The organism is Kribbella sp. NPDC020701 (assembly GCF_055562215.1).
This window is the reverse complement of record NZ_JBVHFT010000012.1, coordinates 228244-244465: the sequence shown is the minus strand read 5'-3', so window position 1 is coordinate 244465 and position 16222 is coordinate 228244. Positions and strand designations below refer to the sequence as shown.

Below are 16222 nucleotides of genomic sequence, written 5' to 3'. Positions count from 1 at the left end.
GTGACCTCCCACGACCTCGTTCTGCTGGTTGTGGCTGCGGTGCTCGTGCTGCTCGCCGGGCTCTTCGCCGGCGCCGAGGCGGCACTGTCGTCGTACTCCAAGGTGCGCGCCAACGAGCAGGTCGAGCTGGGCAACCTGCGCGCGGTCCGGCTGCGCGACCTGCTCTCCGACGCCCCGCGCTACCTGAACTCCCTGCTGCTGCTCCGGCTGAGCTGCGAGATCACCGCGATCGTCCTGGTCACCCAGGCGCTGTCCGGCGTCTTCGAGGTCACCTGGGAACACATCCTGATCACCGCCGTGGTGATGATCCTGGTCTCGTACGTGATCATCGGTGTCGCGCCGCGGACGCTCGGCCGGCAGCACTCGGACCGGTTCGCGATCATCTCGGCCGGTCCGGTGATGGCGCTGACCCGGGTGCTCGGCCCGCTGCCGAAGGTGCTGATCATGATCGGCAACGCGCTCACGCCCGGCAAGGGGTTCGCCGAGGGCCCGTTCGCGACAGAGGCCGAGCTGCGCGCACTGGTCGACTACGCCGAGAAGTCCGCGGTGATCGAGTCCGGCGAGCGGCAGATGATCCACTCGGTGTTCGAGCTCGGCGACACGATCGTCCGCGAGGTGATGGTGCCGCGGACCGACATGGTCTACATCGAGCGGCACAAGAAGCTCCGCCAGCTTACCTCGCTGGCGCTGCGCTCGGGGTACTCGCGGATCCCGGTGATCGGCGAGTCACTCGACGACATCCTCGGCGTCGTCTACCTCAAGGACGTGATGCGCCGCGTCTACGACAATGCCCAGGCCGAGTCGACCGAGCGGGTCGAGTCGGTCATGCGGCCGTGCATGTACGTGCCGGACTCCAAGCCGGTCGACGAGCTGCTGCGCGAGATGCAGGCGGCCCGGATGCACCTGGCGATCGTCGTCGACGAGTACGGCGGTACGGCGGGACTGGTCGCGATCGAGGACATCCTCGAGGAGATCGTCGGCGAGATCACCGACGAGTACGACGAGGACCCGGACTCGGTGCAGCAGCTGTCCGACGGCGCGTACCGGGTGTCCAGCCGGCTCCCGATCGACGAGCTCGGCGAGCTGTTCGGCGTACCGCTGGACGATGACGACGTCGACACGGTCGGCGGTCTGATGGCCAAGCTGCTCGGCAAGGTGCCGATCCCCGGCGCCGAGGTGGAGATCGCGGGCCTGTCGCTGACGGCGGAGCGGCCGTCCGGCCGCCGCAACCAGGTCGGTACTGTGCTGGTACGGCGCGAGGAGACCGCCCCCTCGCCGCAGGACCAGAACCACCAGCACGCCTGAGCTTTCCCCTTTTGATCTCTTAGGAGTACTTCTTGTCAGACCTCTCGGCCGAGGACGCCAAACTCGTCACGCTCGCCCGCGCCGCCCGCGCTCGTACTCGCGCTGCCGAAGGAGCCGCCGTCCGCGACTCCGACGGACGGACGTACGCCGCCTGCACGGTGGCGCTCGACACCGTCGAGCTGACCGCACTGCAGCTGGCGGTCGCGATGGCGCTGGCGTCCGGCGTGAAGGGCCTGGAGGCCGCAGCGGTCGTCAGTGAGGCTGACTCTGTCGACGTCAACGTCGTCCGCCACTTCGCCGGCGCCGCCATCCCCGTAGTACTTGCCCAAGGCACCGGAGAGGTCCGCGATGTCGTCCACACCTGAGCCGTTCAAGTCCGGTTTCGCCTGTTTCGTCGGACGGCCCAACGCCGGGAAGTCCACCCTCACCAACGCGTTGGTGGGCCAGAAGATCGTGATCACCTCGTCGAAGCCGCAGACCACCCGGCACGCGGTCCGGGGGATCGTGCACCGGCCGGACGCGCAGCTCGTCCTGGTCGACACGCCCGGTCTGCACAAGCCGCGGACATTGCTCGGCGAACGGCTCAACGACCTGGTGCGGACCACCTGGGCCGAGGTCGACGTGATCGCGGTCTGCCTGCCGGCCAGCGACAAGATCGGGCCGGGCGACCGGTTCCTGGTCAGCGAGGCGGCCAAGGTCGCGAAGACGCCGAAGATCGCGCTGGCGACCAAGGCGGACCTGGTCGAGCCGGACCGGATGGTCGAGCACCTGGCCGAGATCGCCGCGCTCGGGGAGTCGGTCGGGATCGGGTGGGCCTCCATCATCCCGGTGTCGGCGACGTCGGGCTTCCAGGTCGACGTGGTCGCCGACGAACTGGTCAAGCTGATGCCGGAGGGCTTCCCGCTCTACCCGGACGGCGACATCACCGACGAGCCCGAGGAGACGCTGGTCGCGGAGCTGATCCGTGAGGCCGCGCTCGAGGGCGTCCGGGACGAACTGCCGCACTCGATCGCGGTCACCATCGACGAGATGGGCCTGCGCGAGGATCGTCCCGAGGACAAGCCGCTGCTGGACGTGTACGCGAACATCTTCCTCGAGCGGGACAGCCAGAAGGGCATCGTGATCGGGCACAAGGGTGCCCGGCTGCGCGAGGTCGGCGCGGCCGCCCGCCGCCAGATCGAGGCGCTGCTGGGTACGCCGGTCTACCTCGACCTGCACGTGAAGATCGCCAAAAACTGGCAGACAGACGCCAAGCACCTCCGCAAACTGGGGTTCTGACCAGCTGACCTTGGGGGACCACCCGGTGCTCACCAACCCCGTGTACGCCGCTCTCACCGGCCCGCACGCCACCTTCGCCGAGACCCGCGGCAACGCCCGCCGCTACCCAACCGCGGTCGCGCCCTTCCTCGGCCTACCCGACAACCCAACCAGCCAGGACTGGGCAGACGCGGCCGAGCTGCTCGGTCCTGGTACGACGGCAGCCCTCATGCGTCCCGACCTGCCGCTTCCCGAGACCTTCAAACTCGACCGCCAGTTCGACTTGGTGCAGTTCGTCGCACCCGAGTCGCTGGCCGCCGAGGACCCCGAGACGGTAGTCCTCGGCCCAGACGACGTACCCGACATGCTGGCCCTCGTCGCCCTGACCGACCCAGGGCCGTTCCGCTCCCGCACCATCGAGCTCGGCACCTACCTCGGCATCCGCCGCGACGGCGACCTGATCGCGATGGCCGGCACCCGCTTCAACCTCCCCGACTACACCGAGATCAGCGCCGTCTGCACCCACCCGTCGTACCAAGGCCAGGGCCTCGCCACCCGCGTCATCCGCGCGGTCGCCGCCCAGATCACCACAACCGGCCGCACCCCGTTCCTCCACACCGGCGGCACCAATACCCCCGCCATCCGCCTCTACAAAGCCCTCGGCTTCGACCTCTCCAACACAATGAAGGTCACCCTCGTCGAGGTGGTGTAGACCTACCCACGCGTGGGATGAACTGCCTACAGCGGCTTTTGGTAGGCGATTGCTCGGGCGACTATGTGGTAGTTGAGTTGTTCGTTGATGCCGATCATGTGGGTGTTTGACTCGGCGTTCCAGGTGTCGAGTTGGGTGATCGCCGGTTCCTGGTCGCGCAGCCACAGCAGCATGTCGGTCTTGACCAGCGCGCCGAGGCGGTGGCCGCGGTGCTTGCGATCGACCGCGGTGTCGTGCTGGTCGGCGAGGTGCGGTCGGTCGCGCTCGACCGCGACGACCGAGTGGCCGGCCAGCTCGCCGGTGGAGCGCTCGCGGGCGATCACCCGGTAGACGGTCTGGTCGCCGGCCTCCTGGGCGGCCTCGTACGCGCGGATCCGCTCCGGGCTGAACACGTCGTCCTCGATGTCCAGATCGTCCTTCGGCGCATCGTTGATCGACGCGGTCAGGGCAACCAGGCCGTCGAGCAACTCGTCGGCGACCGGCCCTCGCACCCGCAGCAGCTCGTACGCCGTCGATGCCTGAACCGCCTCGTCGTACAGCCGCTGGACGAGCGCCCAGTCGAGCCCGGCGATGTCCTGCCGCCGGTTGACCTCGACCGCCTTCTGCTCGAACCCGTGCCGTAGCGCGAACGCGTTCGCCTTCGGCAGGTCCCAGTTGTCCGTGCCGACGGAGGTCCGCCCGAGCTCGCGCGCCAGCCGCTCGCCGTACGCGAGCAGTTCGGTGCCGATCCCGCGCCCCCGGTGGTCGGGATGCACCTGCAGGTCGACCCACGACAGATGGGTGTTGTCGTACGTCGGGGCGTGCAGGCCGAGCAGTCCGACGGCCACGCCGTCCTCGTCCCGGGCCAGATAGGCCTCGCCCGGGTCGCCGTCCCAGCCATGCTTCAACTTGGCCGCGTAGCCGCGAGGCGTCGGTACGTTCGCGTCCGGGCAGTCCAGCTTGGTCGCGGCACTGATCAGCGCTACGGCGTCCGCGCACCCGACCTCGTCGTCGGGTGACAGTCTCTTGATCTCCACGCCCACAGCGTCCAACAGATGGACACTAACCGCGACCAATTTATCGGCGGTGGAGAAGTTCCTCGCTGACCGTCCACAACCGGCGGGCCGCGTCGGCGTCGATCGCATACGGCCTGACACCGTGCGTACCCTCGGACAACTCCAGGTCGCCGAGCTCCGCCTCGTCACTGCGGATCGGGGCGATGTCGGTGTTCTCGCAGTACACGCCGCCGAGTCCGTCGAGCCGCGGGCTGGTCGCACACCAGACGCTGGTCGATGCGCCCTGCTCGATGGTCTTCAGCCCTCGCGACGGGTCGATCACCGGCTCGCCATCCGCGTCCAGGACGCCGATCGAGCGAAGCGTCTCGGGGTTGGTATACCGCGCCAGGTTGGTGACGATCGTGCCGGGGTGCAGCGAGAACGCCCGTACGCCGTTGTCCTGCTCGCGCTCGTCGAGTGCGAGCGCGAACAGGATGTTCGCCGTCTTCGACTGCCCGTACGCCGCCAGCGGCTGGTACTCGCGATGCGCGAAATGCAGGTCGTCGAAGTGCACGTCGGAGTACCGGTGCCCGCGCGACGACACGGAGACGACGCGAGCGCCCTGGGCCTGACGCAGCGCCGGCAGCAGCCGGGTGGTGAGCTGGAAGTGTCCGAGGTGGTTGGTGGCGAACTGCGATTCGTACCCGCGGGCATCCAGTGTGAACGGGTTCGCCATGATTCCGGCGCTGTTCACCAGGATGTGCAGCGGCTTGCCGTCGGCGAGGAAGCTGTCCGCGAAGGCGTCGATGGAGTCCTGGTCGAGCAGGTCCATCGGGGCGACCCGGACGCCGTCCAGTGCGGCCACGGCCTTGTCGGCGCGGTCCACGTCGCGAGCCGGGACGATCACCTCGGCTCCGGCGAGCCGCAGCACCCGGACGGTCTCGAGTCCGAGGCCGGAATAGCCGCCGGTGACGATCGCGGTCAAGCCGGTCAGGTCAAGGCCCCGGACGACGTCCGCGGCCGTGGAGGCCGCGTCGAAGCCGGAGTCGATGGGTTCTTGGGGAGTGGTCATGGCATCAGCCTAGGAACGCGGATCCGGACGCAGAATATTTGTGAGTCCGGATTTCTTGCGCGATAGTACGGATGTGGCCGCTGATCCGTTGTCCGATGTTCTGCGGCTGATCGACGCGCGCTGCGTGGTGTCAGGTGGGTTCGTCGCCGGCGGCCAGTGGTCGCTGCGCTTCCCGAAGCCGAACCGGCTGAAGCTCATCGCGATCGTGGAGGGCGAGTGCTGGCTGGTCCTGGATGAGCACCCGCCGGTCCGGCTGACGCCTGGTGAGCTGGCCGTCTTCGACGGTACGCGCGGATTCGTGCTGACCAGCGACCTCGAGCTCGAGCCAGTTGACGCGACCGAGCTGTTCCCGGCGGACCGGGCGCCGATGGTGCAGATCGGCGAGGGTCGCGAGGTGGTCAATCTGGGCGGCCACATCGACCTGAACGAGGTCGGCCGGGAGTTGCTGCTGGACGCGCTGCCGCCGCTGCTGCACGTCCGTGCGGACAGCGAGGAGGCCGTCGTACTGCGCTGGCTGCTGGACCGGCTCGCGCACGAGGTGGCCGACGGCCGCGTCGGTTCAGAGCTTGCCTCAGGCAACCTTGTCGAGCTGGTCTTCGTCCAGGTGCTGCGGACCTATCTGACCGAGGCGCAGACGCTGCCGGCCGGCTGGCTGCGGGCGCTCGGCGACGACCGCATCGCGCCCGCGGTCCGCTCGATGCACGCGGATCCCGGCCGGGCCTGGCAGCTCGACGACCTGGCCCGGACCGCGTCAATGTCGCGGACCACCTTCGCCGAACGCTTCAAGGCGGTCGCCGGCGAGCCGCCGCTGACGTACCTGCTCAACTGGCGGATGCAGCTCGCCCAGCGGGCGCTGCGCGAGAGCGATGAACCGCTCTCGGCGCTGGCGCACTCGCTCGGCTACACGTCGGACAGCGCCTTCAGCACCGCGTTCAAGCGGGTCAACGGAATGGCGCCCAAGCGCTACCGCGATGCCGCCCGGGCGGGCGTCCTCGTTCAGTCTGGTGCTGGCATGCCGTAGGCGTGGTCGACGGTCATCGAGAACATCAGTCGTTTGTCGCGGACCATCACCGCGCGGTACTCGTCCCAGTCCGGGTGCTCGCCGGACGCGGTCCGGTAGTAGTCCACGAGATCCTCGACGACCTCGTCGTACGGATCGGCGGCGACCGGACTGAGTTCGGCTTTGCCTTCCAGGACGATGTACGAGCGGCCGCGCGGTCCGCCGACGTACAGGCTGGCGCGCGGGTCGCGGCGGAGGTTCTTCGTCTTGGCGCGATCGTCGGTGAGGGAGACGCGGATCCGGGTGCCGTCGTAGACATAGGTCACGTTCGACAGCTGCGGCCGGCCGTCTCGCTTGATCGTGACCAGGACACCGAGCCCGTGGCTGCCGATCCGGTCGGCGAGGGAATCAGTCATGACTGAAGCTTAAAATTTCAAGCGCCCTTGAACACAAGTCAGGAGCACGCCGGCGATGATGGTGATGAGGCCGGCGAGGCGAGCAAGGCTGAGTCGTTCGTGCAGGACGACCGCGCCGAGCAGCGCGCCGAGCACGACGTTCAGAGTCCGGCCGATCGCCACCGTGCCGACCGAAGCAACCGACAACGCCAGCAGGACAAGGCCGTAGCTGGCCGGCGTCAGGACGGCGATCGGCGCAGCACGCCGCCACTGGCCGAGGACGCCCCGCAGATCGTCCGATCGAAGGATTGTCGACAACAGGACGACCTGCGCGACGTTGGCCACGGCGAGATAGGTCAGGACGTCGACGCCGAGCGACGTGATCGCGAACCCGTCCCACAGTGTGTAAGCCGCGCTGCACGCCGCAACGGCCAGCCCGAGCGCAACCCCGCGGCCCAAGGTCCGGGAGCGCAGCCGATCCATCATCAGTACGCCGCCCAGCACCAAGACCGCCCCAGCGACAACGCGAGGCCCAGAACCGCCCAGCCATGGAATCGCCGCCACCGTCACCAGTACCGGGGCCGTTCCGCGGCTGATCGGATAGACCGTGGAGAACTCCCCAGCGCCGTACGCCTTCTGCAGAGTGATGGCGTACGTCGTGTGCAGGACCATGCTGATCAACGCCGGCCACCACGTCGTCGCGACGCCGCGGGTGAGCAGAACGAGCGACACCGGCAGCGTCACGAGACCGCAGAGCCAGACGAACGCCGGACCGCCCTGACCGGACCTCTTCATCAGCAGGTTCCACACGGCATGGCAGCACGCGGACGCCGTCAGCAGCCCCAGAGCGATCACGTAGACAGTGTCTACAGGATCGCCGTAGACGTTGTCTACCAAGCGCGGCCGGTCGGAGCTGTCACCCTCTGTGTCTCGGCCGTCGAGACCCCCGGTTCGACGGGCGAGGTGGGTTGTGCATAAACTCGCTGGCATCATGCGGCACCAGCTTCTCCTCCTTCGCTGCCGCGGCGAGGCCTGACAAGGCCGGTTCCCTCGCCGCGGAGTTTCGTCGTACGCCGGTCGTCCTCACGACCCCCAGCGACTGCAGCACATCCTCCGAGGAGAACCCCCGTGGCACCCAAGAACCAGCCCAAGCCTGTCCAGCAGCCGACCAGCCTGCCGATCCAGCGCTACCGCGCGTTCCCGCCGATCGACCTGCCGGACCGCACCTGGCCCGCGAAGTCCGTCGACCGCACCCCGCGCTGGCTGTCCACCGACCTCCGCGACGGCAACCAGGCCTTGGTCGAGCCGATGTCGCCGGCCCGCAAGCGGCGGATGTTCGACCTGCTGGTGAAGATGGGCTACAAGGAGATCGAGGTCGGCTTCCCGAGCGCGAGCCAGTACGACTTCGACTTCGTCCGCAGCCTGATCGAGGACGACGTCATCCCCGACGACGTGACGATCTCGGTGCTGACGCAGGCCCGTGAGGAGCTGATCGAGCGGACCGTGCAGTCGCTGCAGGGCTCCCCGAAGGCGACCATCCACCTGTACAACGCGACCGCGCCGCTGTTCCGCCGGGTCGTCTTCAACGTGGACAAGGCCGAGTGCCGCACCATCGCCGTACGGGGCACGGAGACGGTGATGAAGTACGCCGACGAGATCCTGGGCGACTGTGAGTTCGGCTACCAGTACAGCCCGGAGATCTTCACCGGCACCGAGCTGGAGTTCGCTCTGGAGGTGTGTGAGGCGGTCTCGGATGTCTGGCAGCCCGCCGAGGGCCGGGAGATCATCCTGAACCTGCCCGCCACCGTCGAGATGTCCACCCCGAACGTGTACGCCGACCAGATCGAGTGGTTCGGCCGCAACCTGACCCGGCGTGAGCACAGCACGATCAGCCTGCACCCGCACAACGACCGCGGTACGGCGGTGGCCGCCACCGAGCTGGCCCTGATGGCCGGTGCGGACCGGGTCGAGGGCTGCCTGTTCGGACACGGTGAGCGGACCGGCAACGTCGACCTGGTCACGCTGGGGATGAACCTGTTCAGCCAGGGTATCGACCCGCAGATCGACTTCGCCGACATCGACGAGATCCGCCGTACGGTCGAGTACTGCACCCAGATGCGTGTCCCCGAGCGGCAGCCGTACGCCGGTGACCTGGTCTACACCGCGTTCTCCGGATCGCACCAGGACGCCATCAAGAAGGGCCTGGAGGCGCTGGACAAGCAGGCCGCGGCCGAAGGCAAGCCGGTCTCCGAGATCGCCTGGGAGGCGCCGTACCTGCCGATCGACCCGAAGGACGTCGGCCGGTCGTACGAGGCGGTCATCCGGGTGAACTCGCAGTCCGGCAAGGGCGGCGTCGCGTACATCATGAAGTCCGAGCACCGGCTCGACCTGCCGCGCCGGCTGCAGATCGAGTTCAGTCGCGTGATCCAGCAGCACACCGACGCCGAGGGTGGCGAGGTCGGCCCGCAGCAGATGTGGGACATCTTCGCGGCAGAGTACCTGGCGCCGGGCAAGTTGTCGCTGCTGACCGTCAACTCGACCTCGGGTGAGGGCCAGGGCGACCAGCTCCGCGTCCAGGTGTACTCGCACGGTGTGCCGCACGAGTTGGTTGGCGAGGGCAACGGTCCGGTCTCCGCGTTCGTCGACGCCATCAAGCCGCTCAAGTACGACGTCCGCGTGCTGGACTACCACGAGCACGCGCTCTCCGCGGGCGGCGACGCCCTCGCGGCGGCGTACGTCGAGTGCGAGGTCGGAGACGAGGTGTTCTGGGGTGTCGGCCGGGACGCCAACATTCTCACCGCCTCACTGAAAGCGGTCGTGTCCGCAATCAACCGCGCCACTCGCTGAGCCGTCAGATATTGCCCGTCTCCCCGTGTCGGAGGCGGGCGATATCAACACGCCCCGATACCGTTGCGTCACAGTTCGCAACGTTGTCTCAACGTTGCCTCAAGACGTTGACTCGATGACCGGGGTTGCGCACACTGTCGTCACTATGCGCAGATCCTTGCAAGACAGCATTACTAAGTCCGCTGTCTGAGGGTCTGCGCCACCGACTTTCCCTGGTAGTCGCGTGGAGGTGAGCAGTGAGCGGTGCGGTCGAGACAACCGCGTCAGAACTGATCGAAGGTCCGGCCGAAGAGCCGAGACCGACGGCGGTGCGACGCTTCTTCAACGCCTGGCTGGTCCGAAGACTCGCCAAGGCGATCTTGACCGTCTACATCGTCGCGACGATGACGTTCTTCCTGGTCCGGCTGCTGCCGGGCAACCCGGTCGACACGTTCATCGCGACCCAGATCGCGCAGACCGGTGTCTCGTACGCCGACGCGGCCGCGCAGGCGCGCAGCCTGTTCTCGCTCGATCCGGACCAGCCGTTGATCCAGCAGTACGCCACGTACATGGTCAACATGCTGCACGGTGACTTCGGGAACTCGTTGCTGTCACCCGGCACCACGGTGGCCGAGGTGATCAGGACCTACTTGCCCTGGACGCTGTTCTCCGTGGGCATCGCCACGGTCATCGCCTTCGTCGTCGGCATCCTGGCCGGCATGCTGATGGCCTATCGCCGGGAGAGCTGGATCGACCACGTGCTGACCTCGCTCGGGGCGCTGCTGCACGCGATCCCGAACTACATCCTCGCGATCCTGATCGTGGTCTTCCTCGGCGTGAAACTGCAGTGGTTCAACCTGACCCTGGCCCGCGGCTCGTACTCCCCGGGTGTCGAGCCCGCCTTCACCCTGAATTTCCTCAGCGACGCGCTGTACCACGCGACGCTGCCGATCCTCGCCTACACCCTGACCACGGTCGGGTCGTGGGCACTGGTGATGAAGTCCTCGACCGTGGAGACCCTGGGCGAGGACTACGTGACCGTCGCCCGGGCCCGCGGCCTGTCGTCGGGGCGGATCCGAACCGGGTACGTGGGGCGCAACGCCGTCCTGCCGTTGTTCAGCGCGCTCGCCGTGTCGCTCGGCTTCGTCGTCGGCGGGTCGATCTTCGTGGAGCGGATCTTCGGCTACCAGGGCATCGGCTTCAGCCTCTACAACGCGCTCTCGGGCCGCGACTACCCGGTCCTGCAGGGGATCTTCCTGGTCCTCACGATCTCCGTGGTGGCGGCCAACCTCGTCGCCGACATCCTCTACAGCCGGCTGGATCCGCGGATCCGCGTCGGCGCCAAGGCGAAGGGGTGACGAGATGTCCGACATGACAGATGTGGCGATCCCCGGCCCCAACGAGGTAGTCGGGACGACGAGCGTCGGCCGGATGTCCGGCATCCTCCGCGGGCTACGCCGGAGCCCGGCCGGCTTCATCGGCTTCATCATCGTGGCGCTGCTGGTGCTGATCACCGCGATCGGGCCTTTCTTCACCCCGGACCTTGTGCCGGACGTGAAGTCGATCATGCTGCCTGCCGGATCGCCCGGGCACCTGCTCGGCACCGACAACGAGGGCAAGGACGTGCTGATCCAGATGATCGACGGCGGCCGGTCCGTCATCTTCATCGGATTCCTGGCCGCGGCGATCTCGACGGTCATCGCGATCGTCCTCGGGTCGCTGGCCGCCTACCTCGGCGGATGGGTCGACTCGCTGGTGGTCACCGCCGCCGATGTCGCGCTCACCATCCCGACGATCGTCCTGCTCGCGGTGCTCGGCGCGTTGTTCAAGCTCGACTCGCCGATCCTGCTCGCCATCCTGGTCGGCGGCCTGGCCTGGCCGGTGCTGACCCGGGCGATCCGGTCCCTGGTGCTCTCGCTGAAGGAACGTGAGTTCGTCGAGGCGGCCCGGCTGCTCGACCTCGGCACGATCCGGGTGATCTTCGTCGAGATCCTGCCGAACATGGCCAGCTTCATCCTGATGAACTTCATGATCGCCGTCAGCAACGCGATCTACGCGCTGGTCGGCCTGTACCTGCTGGGCCTGGCGCCGTTGACCGGATCGAACTGGGGCATCATGCTCAACCGCGCCTGGATCGCCGGCGCCATCTTCAACGACTCGAGCCTGGCGTTCATCCTGAGCCCGATCGCGGCGATCGTTCTCCTGCTCCTCGGATTGGTGATGATGACGAGATCTCTCGAAGAAATCCTCAACCCGCGTCTCCGGGACCGGTGAGCATGGTGACGGCGACAACTTCAGGCGCGGCCCGCGCGGTGCGCGGCGGCCAGGGCAAGCCACTGCTGTCCATCCGCGACTTCAAGGTCGAGTACCGGACCGGCGCCGGCGCCACGGTGCAGGCCGTCCGCGGCGTCGACCTCGACCTGTACCCCGGCGAGAGCCTCGCGCTGGTGGGGGAGAGCGGGTGCGGCAAAACGACCTTCGGGCTCGGTCTGCTGCGGCTCCTGCCGCGGCTGGGCCACGCCAGCGGCAAGGTGACGTTCAACCGCGGCGACGGTGCCGAGATCGACATCCTCGGCCTCAATGGCAGCGACCTGCGGGAGTTCCGCTGGCGGGACGCGGCGATGGTCTTCCAGGGCGCGATGAACGCCTTCAACCCGTTGCTGAAGATCCGCGGGCACATGTACGACACGATGCGGGCCCACACCAAGGCCACCAGGCAGGAGGTCGAGGACCGGGCCGGGGAGCTGCTCCGCCTGGTCCGGCTGGAGCCGGCCCGGGTGATGGACAGCTACCCGCACGAACTGTCCGGCGGCATGCGGCAGCGGGTGCTGATCGCGATGAGCCTGCTGCTCGACCCGGAGGTCCTGATCCTGGACGAGCCGACCACGGCCCTGGACATCCTCACCCAGCGCTCGATCGTCGACGTGCTGCACGAGATCCGCGAACGGCTCGGCTTCTCGATGATCTTCATCTCCCACGACCTGTCGCTGGCCGCGGAGCTGGCCGACCGGGTCGCCACCATGTACGCCGGTCGGCTCGTCGAGACCGGTGGTGTCCGGGACCTGTTCTACCGGCCGCGGCATCCGTACACGCTCGCCCTGATCAACGCCGTGCCGCCGATCGTCGGCGACCTGCCGGACCTCGAGTCGATCCCGGGCGGTCCGCCGAGTCTGGCCGCGTTGCCGAAGGGCTGCACGTTCCACCCGCGCTGCAAGTTCGCCACCGACGAGTGCAAGGCGGAGGATCCCCCGCTCATCCCGGTGACCGACCAGCCCGGCGACGCCCACGAAGTCGCCTGCATCCATTCCAAAGACGTGCACCTCGAACGACGGGTGCGCGGCGACGACCTTGGGACGGCCTCATGACTGTGCTTTTGGCCGGGCCTTCGGCGCCGGCGGGGTCATCGGGCCTCGGCTCCCGGCCTTCCCTCGTCGCTCCAGTCGCTGCGCTCCCTGCGCTCCTCAGTCCAGGCCGGGAGGCCCGATGACCACGACAGAGACGGTTCCGGCGGGTACGGCCGAGGGGCGCAAGCCGCTGATGACGCTTGCGGGGGTCAGCCAGGTGTTCGACACCAAGGCCGGTCCGATCCGGGCCGTCAACGATGTCGATCTGTCCGTCAATTCCGGCGAGGTGCTCTGCCTGGTCGGCGAGAGCGGCTCGGGCAAGACCACGGCCGCGCGGATGGCGGCCGGTCTGACCCGGCCGACCGACGGCAAGGTGGCCTTCGAAGGCACCGACATCTGGTCGTTGAAGCGGCAGGAGTTCGGCACCTTCCGGCGCAGCGTCCAGTACGTCCACCAGGATCCGTACGCCTCGCTGAACCCGACCCGGACCATTCAGCAGACGCTGACCGCGCCGCTGCTCAAGCACGGGGTGGTCAAAGGCACGAAGGCCGCCGTCGCGCGAGCGGCCGAGCTGCTGACGAAGGTCGACCTGACACCACCGGAGAACTACCTGCAGAAGTACCCGCACCAGTTGTCCGGCGGTCAGCGGCAGCGGGCGTCGGTCGCCCGGGCACTGACGCTGGACCCGAAGCTGATCATCGCCGACGAGTCGACCTCGATGCTCGACGTGTCGATCCGGATCAGCGTCCTGGCGATGCTCGGACGGCTGCGCGACGACCTCGGCGTCGGGTTCCTGTTCATCACCCACGACCTGGCGATCGCGAAGTACTTCGGCTGGAACGGGAAGACCGCGGTGATGTACCTGGGCCGGATCGTCGAGTTCGGGCCGACCCGGCAGATCATCAACGCGCCCACGCATCCCTATACCCGGGCGCTGATCGAGGCGATCCCGGAGCCCGATCCCGACCTGACCAAGACCAAGGGCGCCGGATCGCTGCGCAGCCTGGAGATCCCGAGTCTGGCGCATCTGCCACCCGGGTGTGCGTTCCATCCGCGCTGCGGCCGGTTCGAGGGCGGCCTTTGTGACGGCGAGGTGCCCGGTCTGCTCGAAGTACGTCCTGGTCAGTCGGCCGCGTGCCACGTGGTGGCCCGCGACGGCGCCGACCAGGTCCGGCTGGATGAACCGGCCGCCGGCTGATGCCACCCGAGATGGGCCGAGTGGCTCTCGGTTGGGCGGTGTTCCTGATCCTGGCCAGCGGGGTTCTGCTCCTCACGCTGACGCCGGGGACGCCGGAGTTCGTGATCACCCTGTTCACCTTGTGTTTGGGCCTGCTCTTGGGCCTGATCGTCGTCGCCGGGGTCGTCCTGACCAGGCGCCGGGAGAAACGCGAGGACGGTTAGTAACAACCAGTGGTAGTAGTGCCTGACCACGCGGGCGTGCGGTCAGTTCAGGAAAGGACGAAGGATGAGTCCCACCGGCACCAACGAATCCGGCGCGAGCGACCGGACCAACGCGGTCTCTCGCCGGCACGTGCTCCAGCTGTTCGGCATCGCCGGCGTCGGCATCGCCGGCATCGGGTCGCTGGAGGCGTGTTCGCCGAGCAATCCGGACGAAGCGGGCAACAACGCGAGCAAGTCCGCCAACAAGGAGTTCCACGGCGCGTACCCCTATCAGTTGCCGCCCAAGGGTCACTTCAACCTGGCCGCCGGCGTCACCGACGGCATCCAGCAGCAGAGCCCGTACCTCGATCTGATCTACCCGAGCGGCGGTCTGTACTACTGGGCGGACAAGAAGTGGGAATACATGATGGCCGAGTCCAGCAAGCTGGACGAGGCGGCGAACACCTACACGATGAAGCTCCGGTCCGGCCTGACCTGGAGCGACGGTTCGCCGATCACCGCCAAGGACGTCGTGTCCACGTTCAACCTGCACTGGCTGATGCGCCAGCAGTCGTGGACGTTCCTGTCCGACGTGAAGGCCCAGGACGACACCACTGTCCTGTTCACCATCGGCACGCCGTCGACGGTGCTCGAGCGTTACATCCTCCGGGCGCCGATCCTGCCGGACTCGGTCTACGGTGAGTGGGCCACCAAGGCCGAGACGATGCGCAAGGCCAAGACCAGCCTGGACAGTGCCGAAGGCAAGGCGCTGAACGGCGACTTCCAGAAGTTCCGCCCGGAGAACCCGGTCGTGTCTGGTCCGTTCAACTACGACTCGAAGACCATGACCAACTCCCAGATGAGCCTGGTCAAGAACGACAAGGGCCTGTTCGCCGACAAGATCGGCTTCAGCAAGGTCCTGCTGTACAACGGTGAGACCTCCGACATCACCCCGACGGTGATGAACAAGGACGTCGACTACGCCACCCACGGCTTCGCGGTGGCCAGCGAGAAGACGTTCCTGAACACCGGCTTCCGGATCCTCCGTCCGCCGGTGTACTCGGGTCCGGCCCTGGTGTACAACTTCACCACCCACCCGGAGTTCTCCGACGTCCGGGTGCGGCAGGCGATCGCCTACATCATCGACCGCAACGAGAACGGCACCGTCGCGCTCGGCGACTCCGGCAAGGCCTGCAAGTTCATGGCCGGTTTCTCCGACATCGCCGTACCGGACTGGATCTCCGACGCCGACCAGAAGAAGCTGCAGGCCTACGAGAAGGACGAGGCCAAGGCCACCCAGCTGCTGCAGGCGGCGGGCTGGAAGAACTCCGGCGGGAAGTGGACGTTGCCGAACGGCAAGCCGGCGGCGTACGACCTCAAGTTCCCGACCGAGTTCGCCGACTGGAACCCGGCCGCCACCAACGCGGCCGACCAGCTGAACAAGTTCGGGTTCAACATCACCAAGCGCGGCATCACCTTCACCCAGCTGAGCCCGGACGTCCTGGCCGGCAAGTTCGACATGGCGATCCAGAGCTGGGGCGCGTCGTCGCACCCGCACCCGTACTTCTCGTTCGTCCAGGACCTCTACACGTTCAACTACGTGACGGCGGCGAACTCCGGCGGCAAGGGAATGAACTTCCCGCTCAAGCAGACGACCTCCGCGGGTCCGATCGACCTGCAGGCCATCGTCGACAAGTCCGCGCAGGGCCTGAACCTCGACGAGCAGAAGAAGAACGTCACCGCCGCGGCGCTGGCCTTCAACGAGCTGCTCCCGATCATGCCGCTCTGGGAGCGCTACGGTAACAACCCGGCGCTCGAGGGCACCCGGGTGGCCAAGTTCCCGGCCGACGACGACCCGATCCTGAAGAACGCTCCGTACGCGGACAACTTCGTGATCATGTACATGTACCAGGGCAAGGTCGCGCCGGTCTGAGTTATTGACTGGCGGTCTGACCCG

16 protein-coding genes are annotated in these 16222 nt (G+C 67.6%); 12 read left to right on the top strand and 4 right to left on the bottom strand.

Annotated elements, in window-relative coordinates; genetic code table 11:
* From ACZ3HV_RS28080 to ACZ3HV_RS28065, 4 genes are read left to right on the top strand one after another with little or no spacing between them, the layout of a single operon-like run.
* Nucleotides 1–1305, top strand: a complete 1305-nt coding sequence (locus ACZ3HV_RS28080; protein WP_360367434.1) for a hemolysin family protein — start codon at nt 1–3, stop codon at nt 1303–1305.
* 32 nt (nt 1306–1337) lie between these two features.
* Nucleotides 1338–1670, top strand: a complete 333-nt coding sequence (locus ACZ3HV_RS28075; RefSeq protein WP_465688289.1) for a cytidine deaminase — start codon at nt 1338–1340, stop codon at nt 1668–1670.
* A complete protein-coding gene (era, locus tag ACZ3HV_RS28070; RefSeq protein ID WP_465688287.1) occupies nt 1654–2583 on the top strand; it encodes a GTPase Era in 930 nt (309 codons plus the stop codon). The genes ACZ3HV_RS28075 and era overlap by 17 nt, the downstream gene beginning before the upstream one ends.
* A 25-nt stretch (nt 2584–2608) precedes the next feature.
* Nucleotides 2609–3274: a GNAT family N-acetyltransferase gene (locus ACZ3HV_RS28065; RefSeq protein WP_465688285.1), complete on the top strand. Its 666-nt coding sequence runs from the start codon at nt 2609–2611 to the stop codon at nt 3272–3274.
* Nucleotides 3275–3300: 26 nt separating this feature from the next.
* On the opposite strand, the gene ACZ3HV_RS28060 is transcribed toward ACZ3HV_RS28065, so the two are convergent.
* Nucleotides 3301–4290, bottom strand: coding sequence for a GNAT family N-acetyltransferase (locus ACZ3HV_RS28060; RefSeq protein WP_465688283.1), 990 nt, complete (start codon nt 4288–4290; stop codon nt 3301–3303).
* Between the two features lie 40 nt (nt 4291–4330).
* A complete protein-coding gene (locus tag ACZ3HV_RS28055; RefSeq protein ID WP_465688281.1) occupies nt 4331–5320 on the bottom strand; it encodes an oxidoreductase in 990 nt (329 codons plus the stop codon).
* A 73-nt stretch (nt 5321–5393) separates the two neighbouring features.
* Between ACZ3HV_RS28055 and ACZ3HV_RS28050 the strand changes: the two genes are divergently transcribed.
* Nucleotides 5394–6341: an AraC family transcriptional regulator gene (locus ACZ3HV_RS28050; RefSeq protein ID WP_465688279.1), complete on the top strand. Its 948-nt coding sequence runs from the start codon at nt 5394–5396 to the stop codon at nt 6339–6341.
* Here ACZ3HV_RS28050 and ACZ3HV_RS28045 read toward each other — a convergent pair.
* Nucleotides 6317–6736 (bottom strand): PPOX class F420-dependent oxidoreductase, encoded by a 420-nt coding sequence (locus tag ACZ3HV_RS28045; RefSeq protein ID WP_465688277.1) that lies wholly within the window; start codon nt 6734–6736, stop codon nt 6317–6319. The two genes, ACZ3HV_RS28050 and ACZ3HV_RS28045, sit on opposite strands and share 25 nt — an antisense overlap.
* 9 nt (nt 6737–6745) lie before the next feature.
* Nucleotides 6746–7570: an EamA family transporter gene (locus tag ACZ3HV_RS28040; protein WP_465688275.1), complete on the bottom strand. Its 825-nt coding sequence runs from the start codon at nt 7568–7570 to the stop codon at nt 6746–6748.
* A 273-nt stretch (nt 7571–7843) separates the two neighbouring features.
* On the opposite strand from ACZ3HV_RS28040, the gene leuA reads away from it, so the two are divergent.
* From leuA to ACZ3HV_RS28005, 7 genes are all read left to right on the top strand, one after another.
* On the top strand, nt 7844–9562 hold the full coding sequence (gene leuA / locus ACZ3HV_RS28035; RefSeq protein WP_360367460.1) for a 2-isopropylmalate synthase: 1719 nt from the start codon (nt 7844–7846) through the stop codon (nt 9560–9562).
* A gap of 236 nt (nt 9563–9798) precedes the next feature.
* Complete coding sequence (locus ACZ3HV_RS28030; RefSeq protein WP_465688273.1) at nt 9799–10899, top strand: ABC transporter permease; 1101 nt, start codon at nt 9799–9801, stop codon at nt 10897–10899.
* 4 nt (nt 10900–10903) lie between these two features.
* Nucleotides 10904–11815, top strand: a complete 912-nt coding sequence (locus ACZ3HV_RS28025) for an ABC transporter permease (protein ID WP_465688271.1) — start codon at nt 10904–10906, stop codon at nt 11813–11815.
* A 2-nt stretch (nt 11816–11817) separates the two neighbouring features.
* Nucleotides 11818–12906, top strand: coding sequence for an ABC transporter ATP-binding protein (locus tag ACZ3HV_RS28020; RefSeq protein ID WP_465688269.1), 1089 nt, complete (start codon nt 11818–11820; stop codon nt 12904–12906).
* Between the two features lie 118 nt (nt 12907–13024).
* Nucleotides 13025–14083, top strand: a complete 1059-nt coding sequence (locus tag ACZ3HV_RS28015) for an ABC transporter ATP-binding protein (protein ID WP_465688267.1) — start codon at nt 13025–13027, stop codon at nt 14081–14083.
* 20 nt (nt 14084–14103) lie between these two features.
* Nucleotides 14104–14286: a hypothetical protein gene (locus tag ACZ3HV_RS28010; RefSeq protein ID WP_465688265.1), complete on the top strand. Its 183-nt coding sequence runs from the start codon at nt 14104–14106 to the stop codon at nt 14284–14286.
* 64 nt (nt 14287–14350) lie between these two features.
* On the top strand, nt 14351–16198 hold the full coding sequence (locus ACZ3HV_RS28005; protein WP_465688263.1) for an ABC transporter substrate-binding protein: 1848 nt from the start codon (nt 14351–14353) through the stop codon (nt 16196–16198).
* Nucleotides 16199–16222 lie beyond the last annotated feature (24 nt).